The 17,601-nt window shown below is 68.9% G+C and carries 15 protein-coding genes; 11 read left to right on the forward strand and 4 right to left on the reverse strand.

Translation table 11 applies throughout. From position 1 onward, the window contains the following. Window positions 1-13: 13 nt before the first annotated feature. The 4 genes from ACYVLV_RS09205 (at window position 14) to nudC (ending at window position 8,678) form a co-directional block, all read left to right on the forward strand. A complete protein-coding gene (locus ACYVLV_RS09205; protein WP_460809337.1) occupies window positions 14-3,244 on the forward strand; it encodes an ATP-dependent helicase in 3,231 nt (1,076 codons plus the stop codon). Then, window positions 3,241-6,462 carry a UvrD-helicase domain-containing protein gene (locus tag ACYVLV_RS09210; RefSeq protein ID WP_460809339.1) on the forward strand — a complete coding sequence of 1,074 codons (3,222 nt, stop codon included), beginning with the start codon at window positions 3,241-3,243 and terminating at the stop codon, window positions 6,460-6,462. Before ACYVLV_RS09205 ends, ACYVLV_RS09210 begins: the two co-directional genes overlap by 4 nt. 62 nt (window positions 6,463-6,524) lie before the next feature. Beyond that, window positions 6,525-7,730, forward strand: a complete 1,206-nt coding sequence (locus ACYVLV_RS09215; protein ID WP_460809342.1) for an ATP-binding protein — start codon at window positions 6,525-6,527, stop codon at window positions 7,728-7,730. A gap of 12 nt (window positions 7,731-7,742) precedes the next feature. Then, complete coding sequence (nudC, locus tag ACYVLV_RS09220) at window positions 7,743-8,678, forward strand: NAD(+) diphosphatase (RefSeq protein WP_460809644.1); 936 nt, start codon at window positions 7,743-7,745, stop codon at window positions 8,676-8,678. Between the two features lie 17 nt (window positions 8,679-8,695). Here the strand turns inward: nudC and ACYVLV_RS09225 are convergent, their stop codons facing one another. Beyond that, a complete protein-coding gene (locus tag ACYVLV_RS09225) occupies window positions 8,696-8,941 on the reverse strand; it encodes a mycoredoxin (RefSeq protein ID WP_460809344.1) in 246 nt (81 codons plus the stop codon). Between the two features lie 92 nt (window positions 8,942-9,033). Between ACYVLV_RS09225 and ACYVLV_RS09230 the strand changes: the two genes are divergently transcribed. From ACYVLV_RS09230 to ACYVLV_RS09245, 4 genes are all read left to right on the forward strand, one after another. Continuing rightward, window positions 9,034-11,148 (forward strand): ATP-dependent DNA helicase UvrD2, encoded by a 2,115-nt coding sequence (locus ACYVLV_RS09230; protein ID WP_460809345.1) that lies wholly within the window; start codon window positions 9,034-9,036, stop codon window positions 11,146-11,148. 149 nt (window positions 11,149-11,297) lie between these two features. Then, window positions 11,298-11,492, forward strand: a complete 195-nt coding sequence (locus ACYVLV_RS09235; protein ID WP_460809347.1) for a hypothetical protein — start codon at window positions 11,298-11,300, stop codon at window positions 11,490-11,492. A gap of 145 nt (window positions 11,493-11,637) precedes the next feature. Then, window positions 11,638-11,970, forward strand: a complete 333-nt coding sequence (locus ACYVLV_RS09240) for a WhiB family transcriptional regulator (RefSeq protein ID WP_460809348.1) — start codon at window positions 11,638-11,640, stop codon at window positions 11,968-11,970. A 52-nt stretch (window positions 11,971-12,022) separates the two neighbouring features. Next, window positions 12,023-12,187, forward strand: a complete 165-nt coding sequence (locus tag ACYVLV_RS09245; protein ID WP_460809349.1) for a hypothetical protein — start codon at window positions 12,023-12,025, stop codon at window positions 12,185-12,187. An 81-nt stretch (window positions 12,188-12,268) separates the two neighbouring features. Here ACYVLV_RS09245 and ACYVLV_RS09250 read toward each other — a convergent pair whose 3' ends face one another. Beyond that, window positions 12,269-13,141, reverse strand: a complete 873-nt coding sequence (locus ACYVLV_RS09250) for a hypothetical protein (RefSeq protein ID WP_460809350.1) — start codon at window positions 13,139-13,141, stop codon at window positions 12,269-12,271. Between the two features lie 72 nt (window positions 13,142-13,213). Here ACYVLV_RS09250 and ACYVLV_RS09255 point away from each other — a divergent pair, with 72 nt between their 5' ends. Genes ACYVLV_RS09255 through ACYVLV_RS09265 form a run of 3 tightly spaced genes read left to right on the forward strand, consistent with a single transcriptional unit; the run spans window position 13,214 to window position 15,627 of the window. Next, window positions 13,214-14,008 (forward strand): enoyl-CoA hydratase/isomerase family protein, encoded by a 795-nt coding sequence (locus tag ACYVLV_RS09255; RefSeq protein WP_460809351.1) that lies wholly within the window; start codon window positions 13,214-13,216, stop codon window positions 14,006-14,008. 20 nt (window positions 14,009-14,028) lie between these two features. After that, window positions 14,029-15,069 (forward strand): PHP domain-containing protein, encoded by a 1,041-nt coding sequence (locus ACYVLV_RS09260; RefSeq protein WP_460809352.1) that lies wholly within the window; start codon window positions 14,029-14,031, stop codon window positions 15,067-15,069. A 9-nt stretch (window positions 15,070-15,078) separates the two neighbouring features. After that, a complete protein-coding gene (locus ACYVLV_RS09265) occupies window positions 15,079-15,627 on the forward strand; it encodes a M48 metallopeptidase family protein (protein ID WP_460809353.1) in 549 nt (182 codons plus the stop codon). Here ACYVLV_RS09265 and ACYVLV_RS09270 read toward each other — a convergent pair. Both ACYVLV_RS09270 and ACYVLV_RS09275 read right to left on the reverse strand, forming a co-directional pair. Continuing rightward, window positions 15,576-16,172: an NUDIX hydrolase gene (locus tag ACYVLV_RS09270; protein WP_460809356.1), complete on the reverse strand. Its 597-nt coding sequence runs from the start codon at window positions 16,170-16,172 to the stop codon at window positions 15,576-15,578. The two genes, ACYVLV_RS09265 and ACYVLV_RS09270, sit on opposite strands and share 52 nt — an antisense overlap. Continuing rightward, entirely contained in the window at window positions 16,169-17,566 is a 1,398-nt protein-coding gene (locus tag ACYVLV_RS09275; protein ID WP_460809357.1) for a zinc-dependent metalloprotease, read from the reverse strand. The genes ACYVLV_RS09270 and ACYVLV_RS09275 overlap by 4 nt, the downstream gene beginning before the upstream one ends. Window positions 17,567-17,601 lie beyond the last annotated feature (35 nt).

A 17,601-nucleotide genomic window follows, 5' to 3' on the forward strand; every position in this document is an offset into this window, starting at 1 on the left:
GTGAGGTGAGCACATGTCGAGTCCGGATTACCACCTCGCTCCCCCGCCGAAGGCCAGCGCCGCGCCGGCTCTCGATGAGCACCAGCAACGAGTGGTGGACCACCCGGGCGGTCCGCTGTTGGTGCTGGCCGGTCCCGGGACGGGCAAGACGACCACGCTGGTCGAAGCGATCGTCGACCGGATCGAGAACCGCGGTGCCCGCCCCGATCAGGTGCTGGCCCTGACCTTCTCCCGCAAGGCGGCCGAACAGTTGCGGGACCGGGTGACCTCCCGGTTGGGCATGACGACTGCCACCAACCTCGCCTCGACCTTCCACTCCTTCGCTTACGGGCTCATCCGGGCCTTCGCGCCTGCGGATCTCTACGAAGGACCGCTGCGCCTCCTCAGCGCGCCGGAGCAGGACGTGGTCATCCAACAACTGTTGGAGGTCACTCCCGAGTCCGTTCGGTGGCCGGAGAACCTCAAGCACGCCATCGGCACCCGAGGGTTCGCCTCCGAGGTCCAGTCGGTCCTCTCCCGGGCCCGGGAGAAGGGTCTGGAGGGCGCCGACCTCTACGACCTCGGACTAGCCCACGACCAGCCGGCGTACGCCGCGGCGGGACTGTTCCTCGACCAATACCTCACGGTGCTGGACAGCCTCGGGGCCGTGGACTACTCAGACCTCATCCGGCGGGCCGCCCACGTCGCCGAGGAGCACCGCGACGAGTTGCGACGACGCTTTCAGCACGTGTTCGTCGACGAGTACCAAGACACCGATCCCGGACAGGTCGCGCTCCTGCGGGCGATCAGCGGTGACGGACGCGACCTGGTCGTCGTGGGAGACCCGCACCAGTCGATCTACGCCTTCCGCGGGGCCGAGGTCCGAGGAATCCTCGAGTTCCCCGACACGTTCCCGCAGGTCGGCGGAGGGCGTGCCCCTGTCGCGGTGCTGGGAATCACGCGCCGGTTCGGCCCCCACCTGCTTCTTGCCGCTCAGCGGATCGCCTCCCGGCTGCCGTTGCCGCCCGCCCTGGACGCAGAGACCCGCGCGGGCTTCGCGTCCCCGCGTAGCGAGAACCCCGTGCTCGGGCAGGTCGAAACCATCACCTTCGACACCGATCGTGCCGAAGCCGAACACATCGCAGATCTCCTGCGCCGAGCCCACCTCGAGGACGGGATCGCCTGGTCCGACATGGCCGTCCTGGTGCGGTCGGGACGCTCCACCCTTCCCGGCCTGCGACGCGCACTCTCCGGGGCGGGGGTCCCGGTCGACGTCGCCCGCGACGACACACCGCTCGTCGACGAACCGGCCGTTCGCACGCTGGTCGGCGCCTTGGAGGCGGTGCTGCATCTGCACGAGCAGTCCCCTGACACGCCCGGCTACCTCGACACCGATGCTGCCCACTCGTTGCTGCAGTCGCCGCTGGCCGGGCTCGACGCCTCCGACATCCGGGTCCTCGCCCGGACCCTGCGCAACGCCGAGAAGACGCGGGCCGCGCAGACCGGAGAGACCCCCCGCAGTTCCCCGGAGTTGTTGCGCGTCGCCGTGCTCGATCCGACCTCGTTGGGTCTGACGACCGACCATCGCGACGGGCCGGTCCGCCGAACCGTCGCGCTGTCCCGTCTGCTGTGGCACGCACACGGCCAGCTGGCCGACGGGGCCGCCAGCGACGAGGTGTTGTGGCACCTGTGGAACGGCACCAAGTGGCCTACCCGACTACTGGGGGCCAGTGGCCGGGCGGGTCAGAGTGGCCAGGCCGCCCACCGCGATCTCGACGCGGTCTGTGCGCTGTTCGACGAGGCGGCCCGCATCGAGGAGCGTCGGGGTCACACCGGGTTGGACACCTTCCTGGCCACCCTGGTCGCCCAACAGATCCCCGCCGACACCCTGGCCGAGCAGGGGATCCGGGGCGACTGCGTCCGCCTCCTCACCGCCCACCGTGCCAAGGGACTGGAGTGGAAGCTGGTGGTGGTGGCCCACGTTCAGGAGGAGGGCTGGCCCGACCTGCGTCGCCGGGCGTCGCTGTTGCAGGCCGACCGGATCGGGCAGGGCGACCTCGTGCCTGCACCCACGACCCGGGAACTGCTCGCCGATGAGCGTCGACTCTTCTACGTCGCCTGCACCCGGGCCGCGCACCGGTTGGTCGTGACCGCGGTCGCCTCGCAGGATCAGGACGGCGAGCAGGTCTCGCGGTTCCTCGCCGAGCTCGGGGTGCGGGCTCAACACGTGTCGGGTCGACCACGCCGACCACTGTCGTTGCCCGGCCTGGTGGCCGAGCTGCGGCGTACCACCGCCGACACCGAGGCCTCCGACGATCTGCGTGGCGCCGCCGCCCGCAGACTCGCCCACCTGACCCTCGAACACCGTGAAGGCCGGGTGCGGGTCCCGGGGGCCGATCCGGTGAACTGGTGGGGCACCCGAGCGCTGAGCCAGGCCGACACGCCTCTGCGTCCCCCGGAGGAGCCTGTGTTGATCAGCGCCAGTGCCCTGACCAGCCTGGAGCAGTGCCCGACCAAGTGGTTCCTGGAGTCCGAGGCGGGCGGGGTGCGTGGATCCACCCAGGGCCAGGGGTTCGGCAACGTCGTTCACGCGCTGGCTGATCGAGTGGGCCGCGGTGAGCTGGCCCCGGCCCCAGGACTCATCGACGACCTGATGGCCCACGTGGACCAGGTGTGGGAGCAGATCCCCTTCCGCACTCCCTGGTCCGGAGATCGCGAACGCGCCGAGGTCCGTGCTGCCCTGGGCCGCTTCCTCGACTGGCACCAACGTGAGGACGGGCGCGAGGTCATCGGCACCGAGCGACGCATCAACGCCAGCGTGGACCTGCCCGACGGTGAGCGAGTGTTGCTGCACGGGTACGCCGACCGCCTCGAGTTGGACGCCGACGGCCGCGTGGTGGTCATCGACCTCAAGACCGGGAAGTACCCCCCGACCGGAGACGAGACGAAGGTGCATCCCCAGCTGGGCCTCTACCAACTGGCCGTGGAGAACGGCGCCGTCGACGACGTGGTCCCCTCGGGCGCTCAGTCCGGGGGAGCGGAGTTGTGGCAGCTGCGACACGAGGTCCGCAAGAGCTTGAAGGTGCAGCACCAGGAGCCACAGGAGCCGGATGAGGACGGGGTGCGCCCGATCGAGCGACAACTCATGAACGCCGCCGCAGCACTACGGACCGAGGCTTTTCCCGCGCGTCCCGGCACGCACTGCGACCACTGCGACTTCCAACGGCTGTGTCCGGCTCAGAACTCCGGGACGGTGCTGTCATGAGCGAGCATCGACACCCGAGGATCGAGACCCCCGAGGACCTGCGGCGGGTGATGCAGGCGGAGTTCACCGTCAGCGACCAGCAGTGGGAGGCCATCCGCGCGCCGCTGGAACCCGCCGTGGTGATCGCCGGAGCCGGATCGGGGAAGACCTCACTGATGGCGGCACGCGTGGTCTATCTCGTGGTGACCGGCCAGGTGGCACCCGAGGAGATCCTGGGTCTGACCTTCACCACGAAGGCGGCCAGCGAGCTGTTGCACCGTGTGCGCGAGGCCCTGGACGCAGCAGGACACGGACCCCGCCGAGACGACACCCGGGACGCCGATGAGGAGGAGGTGGTCGAACCGGTCGTCCTGACCTACAACGCCTACGCCTCGGCGCTGCTCTCCGAGCACGGGTTGCGGATCGGCCACGAACCGGACACCCGGGTGATGGCCGACGCCTCGCGCTATCAGTTGGCCGCGCGCGTGATCAATCAGCACACCGGTTCGGTGCAGGGGCTCTCGGACCACCCCAAGACCGTGATCCAGTACATCCTCAAGTTGGACGCCGCCCTCTCGGAGCACCTGACGACCCCCGAGGAGTTGGCCCGGTTCGATGACGATGTGCGCATTCGATTCGTCGAAGGGCTCAACGACGCTCCCGCCAGCGTGCGCGACAAGGTGACCAGTGCTCTTGACCGGCGAGCCGAGGCGATGCACCTGGTCGTCGAGTACCGCCGACTCAAGCAGCGGCTGGGACTCATGGACTTCTCGGACCAGATCGCCTCAGCGGCCAGACTGGCCCAGGAACACGACGTCGTGGGGGAGTCCGAGCGCGCCCGCTATCGGGTGGTGCTCCTCGACGAATACCAGGACACCTCGGTCGGACAGGCGCTCATGCTGCGCCGGTTGTTCCCCGACGGTCACGCGGTGATGGCGGTGGGAGATCCCAACCAGGCGATCTACGGCTGGCGCGGCGCCTCGGTCTCCAACATCCTGCGCTTCGGTGAGGACTTCCCGAACCTCGACGGTCGACCGGTCAAGAGGTTCTCCCTGACCGTCAACCGTCGGTCGGACGCCCGGATCCTGGAGGTGGCCAACGCCTTGGCGGCGCCGCTGTACGCCGAGTTCGATCAGGTCGACCGACTCGAGTCCGGCACCCCGACCCCCGGTGCGGTCGACACGATCGTGCACGAGTCGTACGCCGCCGAGTTGGCCTGGCTGGCCACCGAGGTGCGAGCAGCGCACGAGGCGGGGCCCACGCCCTGGGGTGAGATGGGGGTGTTGGTCCGCAACAACGCCCACGCCGCCGACGTCTTCGATGCGTTGGCCGCTGCGGAGATTCCCGTGGAGATCGTCGGCCTCTCGGGGCTGCTACGGCTGCCCGAGGTCAGCGACGTGTTGTCCACCCTGACCCTGGTCAACGACCTGACCGCAAACGGAGAGCTCCTGACGTTGCTGAACGGTCCGAGATGGGCCGTGGGGCCTCGCGATCTGGCCCTGTTGGGGGCCCGGGCCAACGAGTTGGCGGGCGGCCGAAGGCGGGGAGAGACAGTGCCGCTCGAAGAGGAGCTCGCCCAGGCGGTCGCCGGAGCGGACCCGGCCGAGATCGTGGCCCTCAACGACGCTCTCGACGACCCGGGTGACCGGCCCTACTCCGCCGAGGGCCGAGAGCGTTTCGCGTTGCTCGCCGCCGAGCTGCGTGAGTTGCGCTCTCACGCGGGGGAGCCGCTGCTCGACCTGGTGCGGCGCATCGTCGACACCTGCGGCATCGACACCGAGTTGGCCTCCTCATCGAGTGAGGCCGCCCGGGCCCGGCGGGAGAACCTCGACCTGTTCGTGAAGGCGGTGGCCGACTTCCAGGCCGTCGACGGGGCCGTCAGCCTGACCTCCCTGCTCGCCTGGTTGACCGCGGAGGACGAGCTCGGCGAGGGCCTGGACATCGCCACGCCCTCGGAGTCGGACTCGGTGAAGCTCCTGACCGTGCACCGCGCCAAGGGTCTCGAATGGGACGTGGTGTTCCTCTTGGGCGTGTGCGACCAGAAGTTCCCGATCAAGAAGAGCCGGGGCTTGTGGCCGGACCGGCTCGATCTGCTGCCCACACCTTTGCGCGGGGACAGCCGGGACCTTCCGACGCTCAGCAGCCACACCCGCGACGGTCTGAAGCGACTCAAGGAGGACACCGTCGTTCACGAGGCGACCGAGGAACTCCGCCTGGGCTACGTCGCCTTCACCAGGGCCCGTCACCGGCTGCTGGTCTCCTCCCACGTGTGGGTGGAGGGACGCAAGGGCGGACTGGGTCCGTCGGTCTACCAGGACACGGTGCGTGAGGTGCTGAGGTCCTGGGACGTCGAGCCGTTGGCCTGGCTGGACCGACCCACCAAGGAGGACGTCAACCCGCTGCTGAGTCAGTCGATCGAGTACCCCTGGCCGGTCACCGAACGAACCGCCGAAGCCCTGCGTCGCCGGGAAGCCGCGGAGTTGGTTCTCGCTGCACTCGAGGACGGCTCGGCCCTGAAGCCGGATCAGGATGAGGAGTCGGTCGATCTGGTCGACCAGTCCCTGATCGGTGAATGGGACGACGAGTTGGGGCACCTGCTGACCGAGGCTCGTCGCCAACGAGCCACCGACGTGACCGTGCCCCGACCCTCGAGTCTGTCCGCGACCTCCTTGCAGCGTCTGCGCGACGATCCCGCTCGATTCGCCCGCGATCTGGTTCGCCCGATGCCGCGCGAGCCTTCGCCGGCGGCACGATTCGGGACGCTGTTCCACGCCTGGGTCGAACAACGCTTCGGGCAGATCCCCCTGCTCGATCCCGATGAGCTCCCAGGCCGCGGAGATGTGGGCATCGACGACTACGACGACCTGCGCACGCTCATCGCGCGCTTCGAGGCCGGTGCCTTCGCCGAAAGGGTTCCGCTCGCCGTCGAGGCGCCGTTCGCGATGGTTCTGGCCGGGCAGGTCGTCCGCGGGATGATCGATGCCGTCTATCGCGATCCCGGCCCCACCGGGGAGGAGGGCTACCTCCTGGTGGACTGGAAGACCAGTCGCACCCAGAACGCCGATCCCTGGCAGTTGGCGGTCTATCGGGTGGCGTGGGCGGAGTTGCACGCCGTGCCGATAGAACGGGTGCGGGCGGGCTTCTACTACGTCCGGAGCGGCGAACTGGTCGAACCCGATGGCCTGCCGGACCGTGCGTCGCTCGAAAGGGCCTTGACCTCGAATGCGGATGTTTCTTGATAGTTTGCTGATCTATCAGGAAACATTAGAGATCTGCGAATGCTCGGGATAGGAATGGTGTCGTGCTGAGCGTTGCTGATCCCTACACCCCGGGGCAGGTTCCTCGAGTCCTGGTGGGCCGACAGGCGGAGCTGGACCGGATTCGCGAACAGATCAGCCGGGTCGCGACCTTCGGCGAGATCGGTGGACCCCCGTTGGTCTTCCACGCACCACGGGGGCTGGGCAAGACCTCGTTGCTGCGGGCGGCCCAGCGACAGGCCGTGGAGGTCGGTTTCGTGACCGTCTGGGTCGCCTGCTCCCGAGAGCGCCCCTTCCTGCCGGAGTTGGTCCACAACACCCAGCGGGCCCTGGACCGAGCCGGCCTGATGGACACCGGGGTGCAGGGACGACGATGGCGTGCCCGATTGGACCGGATCTCCGTGGAGCTGGGCGTGCCGGGTCTCAAGGTGCGCGGCGACGTCCATCCGACCGGGCCGGCGGGCCCGACCGGCTCACCTCCGGAGTCCAAGCGTGCTCCCATCGGGGCCCTGGAGGACCTGCTCCACGACGCGGCCACGTTGATCCGGGGTCGTCAGGGGGCCGGGCTGGCGGTTTTTCTCGACGAGCTGCACGCGGCCACGGCCGATGACCTCTCGATTCTGCTCAACGCCATGCAGAACCTCGACGGTGAGCGGGAGACGAACCCGTTGGCATTGATCACCGCCGGACTACCGGTGACCCCCGAGGCGATCATCAAGGCGGCCACCTTCGGTGAGCGCAGCGCCTTCGTCAGCCTCGACGTGTTGCGCGAGACCGACGCCCGCGCACTGCTCACCGTGCCCGCCGAGGCCCAGGAGGTGATGTGGACCGACGCCGCGCTCGCGCTCGTGCTCGCCGAGTGCGCCGGACACCCGTATCTCCTCCAGCTCCTCGGCAGTGCGACCTGGCGGGCCGGCGCTCCGAGCCGGGGCAGCACCCTGGACGCCGGACACGTCCGGGCGGGGATCCCCGAGGCGAAGGACCAACTCGACGCGATGTATCGCGCCCGGTGGGCCTCGGCCACACCGGCAGAACAGGCCTTCGTCAGCGCGATGGCTCAGGTGGGTTCGGCCAACGTGAGCCGAGCCGCGATCGCCGCCGGGCTGGGGCAGTCCAGCAGCGCGATCAGCGTCCCTCGCGAGAGGTTGATCGAGAAGGGGGTCATCGAGCCGGTCGGTCACGGCCTGGTCCGGTTCACACTCCCCGGGTTCGCCGACTACGTGCGAGGACTCTCGCCACCGGGGCAGTAGCGTGAGGACGTGATGAACCCGGTGGCACCGATGACCCCGCACCTCGCCCTGACCCAGGACCCTCAGGACCGGATCGCGGTGCGACGCAAGGATGCGGAATGGTTGGACTCGACGTGGGCCGACCCACAGACCCGTGTTCTGATCGTGTCGGGCACCCGCATCCGTCCTGGCGATCACGGCGTCGTCTGGGCCCGTCCCGAACAGGCGCCCGAGGGCATCAAGGTTCTTCTGGGTGAACGACGTGGCGCGACGTACTTCGCCGTCATCGCCAGCCCCGAACTCGCCCACGCCGAACCGGGCTGGATGCCCCTGCGCGGTCTGCTCCCGCATCTGCAGACCGACCAGGAGGGCTCGGCGCCGCTGTTGATGCACGCCCTCGGACTGGCCGAATGGCACTGGGCCACGCGGCACTGCCCCCGCTGCGGGGCTGGTCTCACGGCTCGTGCGTCCGGTCACGAACTGGTCTGCACCTCGTGCGGACGCACCCAGTTCCCCCGCACGGACCCCGCCGTGATCATGCTCATCACCGATGGTGACCCCGGCAGCGAGTCCGAACGCTGCCTCCTGGGGCGCCAGTCGGTGTGGCCGCAGGGACGGTTCTCGACCCTGGCCGGATTCTGTGAGCCGGGGGAGTCCCTGGAGGACGCCGTCCGGCGCGAGGTGTTCGAGGAAGTAGGAGTCGTTGTCGGCGAGGTCGGCTACCGAGGCAACCAACCCTGGCCGCTGCCGGCCAGTCTGATGCTGGGCTTCTTCGGGCGCGCGGCCACGACCGAGGGAGCCGCCGACATCCGCGTCGATCAGGACGAGATCGAGGAGGCCAGGTGGTTCACCCGGTCGGAGATGCTCGCCGAGGCCCAGGCCGGCACCATCGCCCTGCCCGGTGGGGTGTCAATCAGCAGATCGCTGATCGAGCAGTGGTACGGCGCACCCCTGCCCGGTCACTGGTGAGGGCGCCGACGAAGCTCTCAGGCCAACGCCGCGATCTTCTTGTGCACTTGGTCGACCGAGGGGTTGGTCTGGGTGTCCCCGTCGCTGTAGACCAGGGTCGGGACGGTCCGGTTGCCTCCGTTGGCCTTCTCCACGATCGAAGCGGCTTCGGGGTGCTGCTCGATGTCGACCTCGGAGTAGGTGATCCCCTCGCGAGCGAGTTGGCTCTTGAGCCGGCTGCAGAATCCGCACCAGGACGTGGTGTACATCGTGAAAGAACTCATCTGGGGGTGTCCCCTCCTGCGTCTAGGGTCAGGTCGTCGCCCAGACTGGGCGGCCTGTTCGTACCAACCGCCCGATGTCAGGAGTTGTTCCCGTGAGTCAGACCGACGCCTCCGCGCTGCTTGCGGGGCTGGACCCAGAGCAACGACGGGTGGCCGAGGCACTACGAGGCCCGGTGCGGGTTCTGGCCGGTGCGGGCACCGGCAAGACTCGGGCGATCACCCACCGCATCGCCTACGGCGTGGCCACCGGGGTCTATGTCCCGAGCGAGGTCCTCGCGGTCACCTTCACCACGCGCGCCGCGGGGGAGATGCGGGGACGGTTGCGCTCCCTGGGCGCAGGGGGGGTGCAGGCGCGCACCTTCCACTCCGCGGCGCTGCGTCAGCTGCGGTACTTCTGGCCCCACGTCCATGGCACCGAGCTGCCGACCCTGACCGAGTCCAAGATCCCGCTGATTGCCACGGCCAGCCGACGCCTACGCATCACCGTGGACCAGGCAAAGTTGCGGGACCTCGCCTCGGAGGTCGAGTGGGCGAAGGTGAGCAACGTTCATCCCGACACCTATGTGGAGAAGGCCACCTCTCGCGGCCGCTCGGTGACCGGCGTCGAGCCCGAGGTCGTCGCCCGGGTCATGGCCGGCTACGAGGAGGTGAAACGGGGTCAGGGCCGGATGGACATGGAGGACGTCCTGCTCCTGACGGCGGGAGTCCTGGCTGAGGACGAACGCGTCGCGGCCCAGGTCCGGCGCCAGTACAAATGGCTGGTCGTCGACGAGTTCCAGGACGTCTCGCCCCTGCAATCTGCTCTGCTGGATCTCTGGCTCGGGGGCCGCGACGAGATCTGCGTGGTCGGCGACCCGGCGCAGACCATCTACACCTTCGCCGGCGCCAACGCCGACTACCTGCGTCAGTTCCCGGCGAAGTTCGCCAACACGACCTCGATCGAGTTGGTCCGGAACTATCGCTCGACCCCCCAGATCATCGAGGGGGCCAACAAGTTGCTGGCCGGATCGACCAGCCAGAGTGTCCGACTCCAGTCGCAACGACCGCCGGGCGCTGAGGTCAGCCACGCCGGCCGGCCCGACGAGGTGGCCGAAGCCGCCATGGTGGCCCAGCGCATCGGTGAGTTGCGTGATCAGGGTCGAGCCCTGAGCGAAGTTGCGGTGCTCTTCCGGATCAATGCTCAGTCCGAGGCCTATGAGGAGGCGTTGACCGACCGCGGGATCCCCTACGTCATCCGGGGTGCGAAGCGGTTCTTCGACCGTCCGGAGGTTCGTGAGGCGATCACCCGGGTCCGCGGGGCGGCGCGGTCCGGTGAGGGTGGGCGCACCGGCGACGAACTCGCCGACGTCGTGCGGGACACCCTCGCCGGCATGGGCTGGACACCTGATCCGCCGACCAGCCGCGGCCAGACCCGGGACCGCTGGGAGTCGTGGCAGGCCCTGGTCAGTCAGGCCGAGGCCTTCGCCTCGACCCCTGCTTCCCCTGCGTCTTCGGGGTCCCCGGCAGCCGACGCCCCCGACCTCGACGCGTTCGTCGATGACATCGACCGCCGGGTCTCCGAGCAGCACGCCCCCACCGCGGAAGGGGTGACCCTCTCGACCTTCCACAGCGCCAAGGGTCTGGAGTGGGACTCGGTGTTCCTCGTGGGGCTGCAGGACGGCACCGTTCCTCTGGTCTACGCCGACACCCCTGCGGCGATCGAAGAAGAACGCCGCCTTCTCTACGTTGGGATGACGCGCGCTCGGGTCGACCTCGCTCTGTCCTGGGCATTGGCCCGCAACCCAGGGCAGGCTCCAAGACGTAAGCCGTCTCGTTTCCTGACCCCGTTGCTGCCAGCCTCGGAGGTCGCCAGCGCCGAGGCGTCCGGCGCTTCGCGGCGCTCTCGCAAGGCAGCCCATTGTCGAGAGTGCGGCAAGCCGCTGACCGGTCCGGCTCAGAAGAAGATCGGCCGCTGCACCGACTGTCCTGCGTCCTATGACGAGGCCCTCTACGAGCAACTGCGCGCCTGGCGCAAGCAGCGAGCAGCGGACGAGGAGAAGCCAGCCTTCGTGATCTTCACCGACGCCACCCTTCAGCTGATCGCCGAGCATCGCCCGGTCACCCCCCACGGCCTGATGAAGATCAGCGGCATCGGCTCCGCCAAGCTCGAGCGATACGGGGACGATCTCTTGGACCTGCTCGAGGCGGCCGTAGAGGCGTCGTCCTGAGCGGTGGCCCCAGGTGATGCGAAATCAGTCAAAAAATAGTTTGCCCATGACAGCGCACGCGAGGTAACTTGCTTCTCGTACGCACGATCCGAACGCGCACCCAGGCCCTGACAGCGCCCGCGCCCCACGCCCCGAAGGAGGTGGCAGCAATGAAGAACCTCATGAACCCGATGTCCGCAGCGTCCCTGGCCTGCCACCGCGCCCTGGGCACCACGCCGCTCGTCGTGCGGGATCGGTCCGACCTCGCCGGAGGCATGGATTTCGCGGCTGTTGCCCCGAACCACGCCCGCTTCGCCATCACCCCCGTCGCCGGAACCAGCGCCTGGAGTCCGCCTCTCTGTTGAGAACCAACAGTTGAGCAGCCTTCAGGCCGCGGATCCCCGACAGGGATCCGCGGCCTTCGTGTTTTTCAGGAGCTGACCAGCAGATGCACCGACCACCCGCAGCACAGCCATCAGAGCAGAGCCGATCACAGCAAGGAGATGAAACATGACCATCAGTGTTCTCGAACCGACCGATGGCATGACCGTCCACGGGGACAAACTCACGTTAGGGGCCCTGCACGACCGGGCCGACGTCGTGGAAGAGGCGCTGCTGCCCTGTCGGGTCAACGACCCGGAACTGTGGTTCGCCGAGTCTCCGACCGACGTGGAGTACGCCAAGGCGCTGTGTCTGGACTGCCCGGTCCGGGAGATCTGCCTCGACGGGGCACTGGGCCGCAGCGAACCCTGGGGTGTCTGGGGCGGAGAACTGTTCCTGTCCGGAACCGTCATCCCTCGCAAGCGACCCCGGGGCCGACCCCGCAAGCACGCCGCGGCGTGAGTGCACCATCCACACCGACACACACCGATCCATACCCATGAGGAGTAGCGAGATGAGTCTGTTCAACGAGGACCTGGTGCGCGCGCAGATGTCCGCGCGCCTGGCCGAAGCGCAGGAACTGAGCCGAGGCCAACGCCTGGTCAGGGCACGCAGGCTGAGCCGCAAGGCTGAGAAGGCCGCGCAGCGAGCCCGCCTGGCCCTGGCTCGCGCCCTGTGACCCGCGCCCTGTGAGGGGAGCGAGGCAATCAACACTGATGCCGGGCACGACCGATGAGGGTCGTGTCCGGCATCAGCCGTTTCAGCCTCCGACGAGATCGAAGTCGGCGGCCCAGGAGCAGCCGCAATGGGGGTGGCGAGTCCACGCGGTCGCTTGGGGCGGCGCACTGGGCCCCACGACGTACGACGTGGACCAGCTCGAAGGCAGATCGCCCTCGACCCGTCGGCTGACGTCACGGACGACCCAGGCCGTGGCCCAGTGCAGCAGCAGCGGATCCATCGGTTCGTCGGCGAACTCCTCGATCTGTTGACAGACCTGCTCCAGAACCAGGCCTCGCCGCGGATCGTTCGCCGCCCGATGGGCGTCGACACAGCGGTGACAGGCCGTCCGCCCCGGATCGACGAAGGGACCGATCTCGACTCCGCTCGCCCGGGAGACCACCAGGAGGTGGGCGGCCCCCGCGCGGACCAGGTCGTCCACCCGGTCACGGTGGGTCTCACCGTTCGCCAGCACGATGGTCACCTCCGCCGGGGTCGGCGGATCGACCACCGCAAGACCCTGTTCCCTCACCGCAGCGGTCACCTCGTCGGACCAGGCGGCGCAGGCAGGGTCGGCCCAGACCGCCACCGACGCGAGCCGGCGTCGCTCCAGGCGCGTGCCGATGGTGGATCCGAACTGTGCTGCACCGATCCGAGACGGGTGTTGGGCGACCACGAGGTCGGCTCGGATCAGGTCCAGTAGGGCTGCGATCGCGAGCTTGCCCTGTGGGGCTGGGGGATGTCCGTCTCGGAGGTTGCGCAGCAGCCACCGCACCTCGGTGACATCGGGCAACACCGCGCAGTTCGGAGGATCGACGCCGACCTGGAGGTGGTGATCATCGCGACGCACCACCCGGCTGCCGGGGCGCAAGGTCGGGTGCCGGGGGAGATCGGGGATCTGGGAGAACGGGCCCATGCGGCGAGCCTGACACAGCAGCCGGCTCGGCCGCCCGAGTTATCCACAGGCATGGATCAGTAAGGTGCCGCTATGGCTGAACTGATGCATCTCCGACTGGATCGACCCTCGGACGGGGTCGTCCTCCTGACGTTGGACAACCCCGATCAACGCAACGCGATGTCTGCGGACATGACCTCCTCGTGGGTCGAGGCCATCGAGGCACTCGCCCACGACGACACGGTGCGGGTGGTCGTGGTGACCGGAGCCGGCAAGGCGTTCTGCTCGGGCGGTGACCTCAGTTGGCTGGCCGGCGAGCCGGACGCCACGGTCGACGACCTCCGGTCGCGGATGGTGCCCTTCTACCGGGCCTGGTTGTCGATCCAGAAGCTCGAGGTCCCCACGATCGCGGCCATCAACGGCGCGGCGATCGGTGCCGGGCTCTGTGTCGCCCTGGCCTGCGACCTGCGGTACGCCGCCGAGGGCGCCAAGATGGGCGTTCCGTTCGTGAAACTGGGGCTGCATCCCGGGATGGCCGGCACCCACCTGATGCCGCAGATCGTCGGTGAGGCCCACGCGCGTGACCTCATGTTGACCGGTCGGATCGTCGAGGCCGGAGAAGCGCTGTCCCTGGGTCTGGTGTCGAGGACCTGGGAGCGTGAGACCTTCCTCGACGAGGTGCTCGAGGTGGCAGCGGGAATCGCCGCCACGGCACCGATCGCCAGTCGGTTGACCACCCTCGCCCTGCGTGACGGCGGTCATCGGGACATCGAGAAGGCCCTGCAGTGGGAGGCCCTGGCTCAGCCGGTGACACTGGCCACCGCGGATCTCCAGGAGGGACTTCGGGCCGCCACCGAGAAGCGGGCGCCGCGCTTCACCGGACGATGACCGGTCCGGGCCTCACTCCGGTGGATGAACACAGCCCTCTCGGCCCGGTCGCGGCGCTACGGCGGATCGCGTTCCTCCTCGAACGCGCCCGGGAGGACACCTACAAGGTCAAGGCCTACCGTGCGGCCGCCGCCGCGATCCTGCCGCTGGCCCCCGATGACGTACGCCGCCGGGTCGAGGCCGGCACGCTGCGTGAGCTGCCCGGGATCGGGTCCAGCACCGCCGAAGTGATCAGTGCCGCGGCCCGAGGCGAGGAACCGGCCCGTCTGGTGAAGGCCGAGCGCGACCACGGGGGGCCGCTCACCTCCGGGGGTGCGCAGCTACGGGAGCAGCTGCGCGGTGACCTGCACGCGCACTCGGACTGGTCCGACGGGGGATCACCCATCGAGGAGATGGCGTTCACCGCCCTGGAGTTGGGTCACGACTATCTCGTGCTGACCGACCACTCGCCGCGCCTCAAGATCGCGCGCGGCCTCAGCGTCGAACGCCTGCGCAAACAGTTGGACGTGCTGGACGCGGTCAACGAGCACCTCACCGACTTCACGGTCCTCAAGGGCATCGAGGTCGACATCCTCGACGACGGAGAGTTGGACCAGACCGACGAAATGCTCGCGCGGCTCGAGTTGAGGGTCGCCAGCGTGCACTCCAAGCTCAAGATGGACGCAGACGCGATGACCAGGCGCATGGTCGCCGCGGTGGCCAATCCGTTCACCAACGTGCTCGGTCACTGCACAGGTCGCCTGGTGACGGGGAACAGGGGCACCCGGGCCCAGTCCACCTTCGACGCGCGGGCGGTGTTCGAGGCCTGCGCCGAGCACGGGGTGGCGGTGGAGATCAACGCCCGGCCCGAGCGGAGGGATCCGCCCAGCGAGCTGATCGAGCTGGCTCGTGACCTGGGGTGCTTGTTCTCGATCGACAGCGACGCCCACGCCCCCGGCCAACTCGACTTCCAGGTTCTGGGTTGCGAGCGGGCCGAGGCGGCCGGCATCGACCCCGAACGCATCGTCAACACTTGGCCCCGTGAACGACTTCTGACCTGGGCCGACCCGAATTCCGGGTAGTTTGATGACATGTCCAGCAGCGCCGGGACCTCCGGTGGCCCCCCGCGCCTCGAGGACGTGGAGGTCCGTCGCTCCCGCCGCCGCCGTCGTACGGTCTCGGCGTTCCGCGAGGGATCGCGGATCGTGGTGCTGATCCCGGCGACGATGACCAAGGCCGAAGAGTCCGAATGGGTCGAGACGATGGTGGCCCGCATCGAGAAGGCGGAGGCCCGCACACGCCTCTCCGACGACGACCTGCGCCAACGGGCGCTGGACCTCAACGACCGGTACCTCGGTGGCCTGGCCACCCCCCGTTCGGTGCGCTGGGTGGCCAACCAGCAGTCACGGTGGGGCTCCTGCACCCCCGGCGACCGGTCGATCCGAGTCTCGGAGCGCGTCAACGGGATGCCCGGCTGGGTGATCGACTACGTGATCGTGCACGAGCTCGCGCATCTGCTCGAGTCCGGCCACGACGCGAACTTCTGGGCCTGGGTCGCGCGCTACCCGGAAGCGGAGAAGGCCAAGGGCTATCTGTTGGGGTGGTCGGCCGCCGCGCAACTCGCGCCCCCACCGGACTGACTCACTTCGAGCCGTGTTGCAGCGAGGTCGACGAGTTCGACCATGTCCGGATCCGGGTCCGGTAGGGCGTGGGTCGGCCACCAGGCCACGTCGAGGGACTCGGAGCTGGCGGCGAAGTCGGTGTGATCGGGTACGACGGCGAGAAAGCGGACGTCGAGGTGGTGCACGGTGCCGGTCGATCCGCAGAACGGCACGGCGTGGTCGCTGAGCTGCAACGGAACGGGGTCGAGGGCCAGATCGGGGATACCGGATTCCTCGACCGCCTCGCGTCGAGCGGCCTGCATCAACGTGGCGTCGGAGGGCTCACAGTGGCCGCCGAACTGGAACCATCGCTGTGCCTTGGCGTGCAGGGTGAGCAGCACTCGACCACCGTCTGCGGACATCACCAGCGTGCTTGCGGTGAGGTGATCGGGGTGGCCGTCCCTGGTCATCGAGTCCGGGTCGTCGGACAGGACACGCAGGTAGCGTCGCCGCAGCGCATCCTGGGCCGGGTCGGGGGGACCCCACGCCTCGAGCAGCGCGACGGCTTCGTCGTGAAGGGTCACTCGCCGTCGAGCAGCCGACGCAACCCGGAGTCGAAGTCGTCCTCGGTGAGCGAGTCGGGAGCCGCGGCATCCTCGCGGAAGCCCAACGGGTCGTCGAGGTCAGCCGAGGTGGGCAACAGATCGGGGTGCATCCACACGCCGTCGCGAGCCTCGATGCCCTGCCGGGTCCGCAGCGAGCCCCACAAGGTGGAGGCGTCACGCAACCGACGGGGCCGCATCTCCAGACCTACCAGTGCGGCGAAGGTCTGCTCGGCGGGGCCACCCGCGGCTCGGCGGCGGCGTACGGCCTCCTGCAGTTTGGCCGCGGCGGGCATCCGTTCGGCCGTGGCCTGGTGCACCACCTCGTCGACCCACCCCTCGATCAGCGCGAGCGTCACCTCGATGCGGTCCAGGGCAGCCTGCTGTGCGGGAGACTTCGGGAGGTCGAACAACCCGCCCTCGAGGAGTTCCTGCACCGATTCGGGGTTGCTGGGATCGATGCCACGCATCTGCTCCTCGACCCGGCTCTGCAACCCCTCGGCGTTGATCTCGACCCCGCCCGCGTAGTCCGTGATCGCGGCGATCAGGTGCTCGCGCAACCACGGCACGTGGGTGAAGAGCCGTTGATGGGCGGCTTCGCGCAAGGAAAGGTAGAGGACGACGTCGTCCTCGCTGACCTCGAGACCCTGGTGGGCGGCGGCGAACGCGGTGACGTTGCTCATCACCAGGGCGGCCTTCCCGGCGGGTCCGAGGGGGACCCCGATGTCGGAGACACTGAGCACCTCTCCGGCCAGGGTGCCCAGGCCGGATCCGACCTGGTTGGCGAGCATCGCGCCGACCGCCTTGCCGATCATCCCGAGCAACGGACCGGCCTGCGCCTGCGCCTCGGGCGGCAGCGCCCCGCCGATGCCCTTGACGGACTGTTCGGCCACCGGCTGGACCAGCACCTTCCAGACCTCGAGGGTGCCGGCGACCCATTCCGCTCGGCTCCAGGCCGCGGTGGAGGTGATCCCGGAAGGGAAGGAGGTCGTGTCGTCGAGCCAGTGGTCGGCGAGCCGTAGTGCGTCTGCTGCGGCGCCGCTCTGCTTGTCCGACGGGCTCGGGTCCGGAGTGGCCGCCACCGTCTTGCGGGCCAGGTCCTCAGCGACGTTCCAGTTCAACGCGCCGTCGTAGGGCTGCATCATGGCCTGGATCTGCCCGAAGAGCGCGTTCAGGTCGGGCATTCCGCCGCCGCCCGCCCCGCCTGCTCCACCGAGTCCGGCCAGCAGATCGTTCAGGCCGCCCATGTTTCCACCCATGCCGCCGCCGGGGTTGCCCATACCGCCCGCGAAGAACTGCTCGAACGGCGTGCCCTTGAAGGGATTCTGCTCGCCGTCCTGGCCGTGGTCGGTTCCGTCGTCGGGGGTGTCGTTCATGCCTCCAGGCTACGCGTATGTAGCAACCCGAAGGG

The organism is Nocardioides salsibiostraticola (assembly GCF_054783655.1).

Excerpts from the sequence above, each read along its gene's own strand:
- ACYVLV_RS09205 (WP_460809337.1), top strand. The coding sequence starts at position 14 with ATGTCGAGTCCGGATTACCACCTCGCTCCCCCGCCGAAGGCCAGCGCC.
- ACYVLV_RS09210 (WP_460809339.1), top strand. The coding sequence starts at position 3,241 with ATGAGCGAGCATCGACACCCGAGGATCGAGACCCCCGAGGACCTGCGG.
- nudC (WP_460809644.1), top strand. The coding sequence starts at position 7,743 with ATGAACCCGGTGGCACCGATGACCCCGCACCTCGCCCTGACCCAGGAC.
- ACYVLV_RS09225 (WP_460809344.1), bottom strand. The coding sequence starts at position 8,941 with ATGAGTTCTTTCACGATGTACACCACGTCCTGGTGCGGATTCTGCAGC.
- ACYVLV_RS09235 (WP_460809347.1), top strand. The coding sequence starts at position 11,298 with ATGAAGAACCTCATGAACCCGATGTCCGCAGCGTCCCTGGCCTGCCAC.
- ACYVLV_RS09240 (WP_460809348.1), top strand. The coding sequence starts at position 11,638 with ATGACCATCAGTGTTCTCGAACCGACCGATGGCATGACCGTCCACGGG.
- ACYVLV_RS09245 (WP_460809349.1), top strand. The coding sequence starts at position 12,023 with ATGAGTCTGTTCAACGAGGACCTGGTGCGCGCGCAGATGTCCGCGCGC.
- ACYVLV_RS09250 (WP_460809350.1), bottom strand. The coding sequence starts at position 13,141 with ATGGGCCCGTTCTCCCAGATCCCCGATCTCCCCCGGCACCCGACCTTG.
- ACYVLV_RS09255 (WP_460809351.1), top strand. The coding sequence starts at position 13,214 with ATGGCTGAACTGATGCATCTCCGACTGGATCGACCCTCGGACGGGGTC.
- ACYVLV_RS09265 (WP_460809353.1), top strand. The coding sequence starts at position 15,079 with ATGTCCAGCAGCGCCGGGACCTCCGGTGGCCCCCCGCGCCTCGAGGAC.
- ACYVLV_RS09275 (WP_460809357.1), bottom strand. The coding sequence starts at position 17,566 with ATGAACGACACCCCCGACGACGGAACCGACCACGGCCAGGACGGCGAG.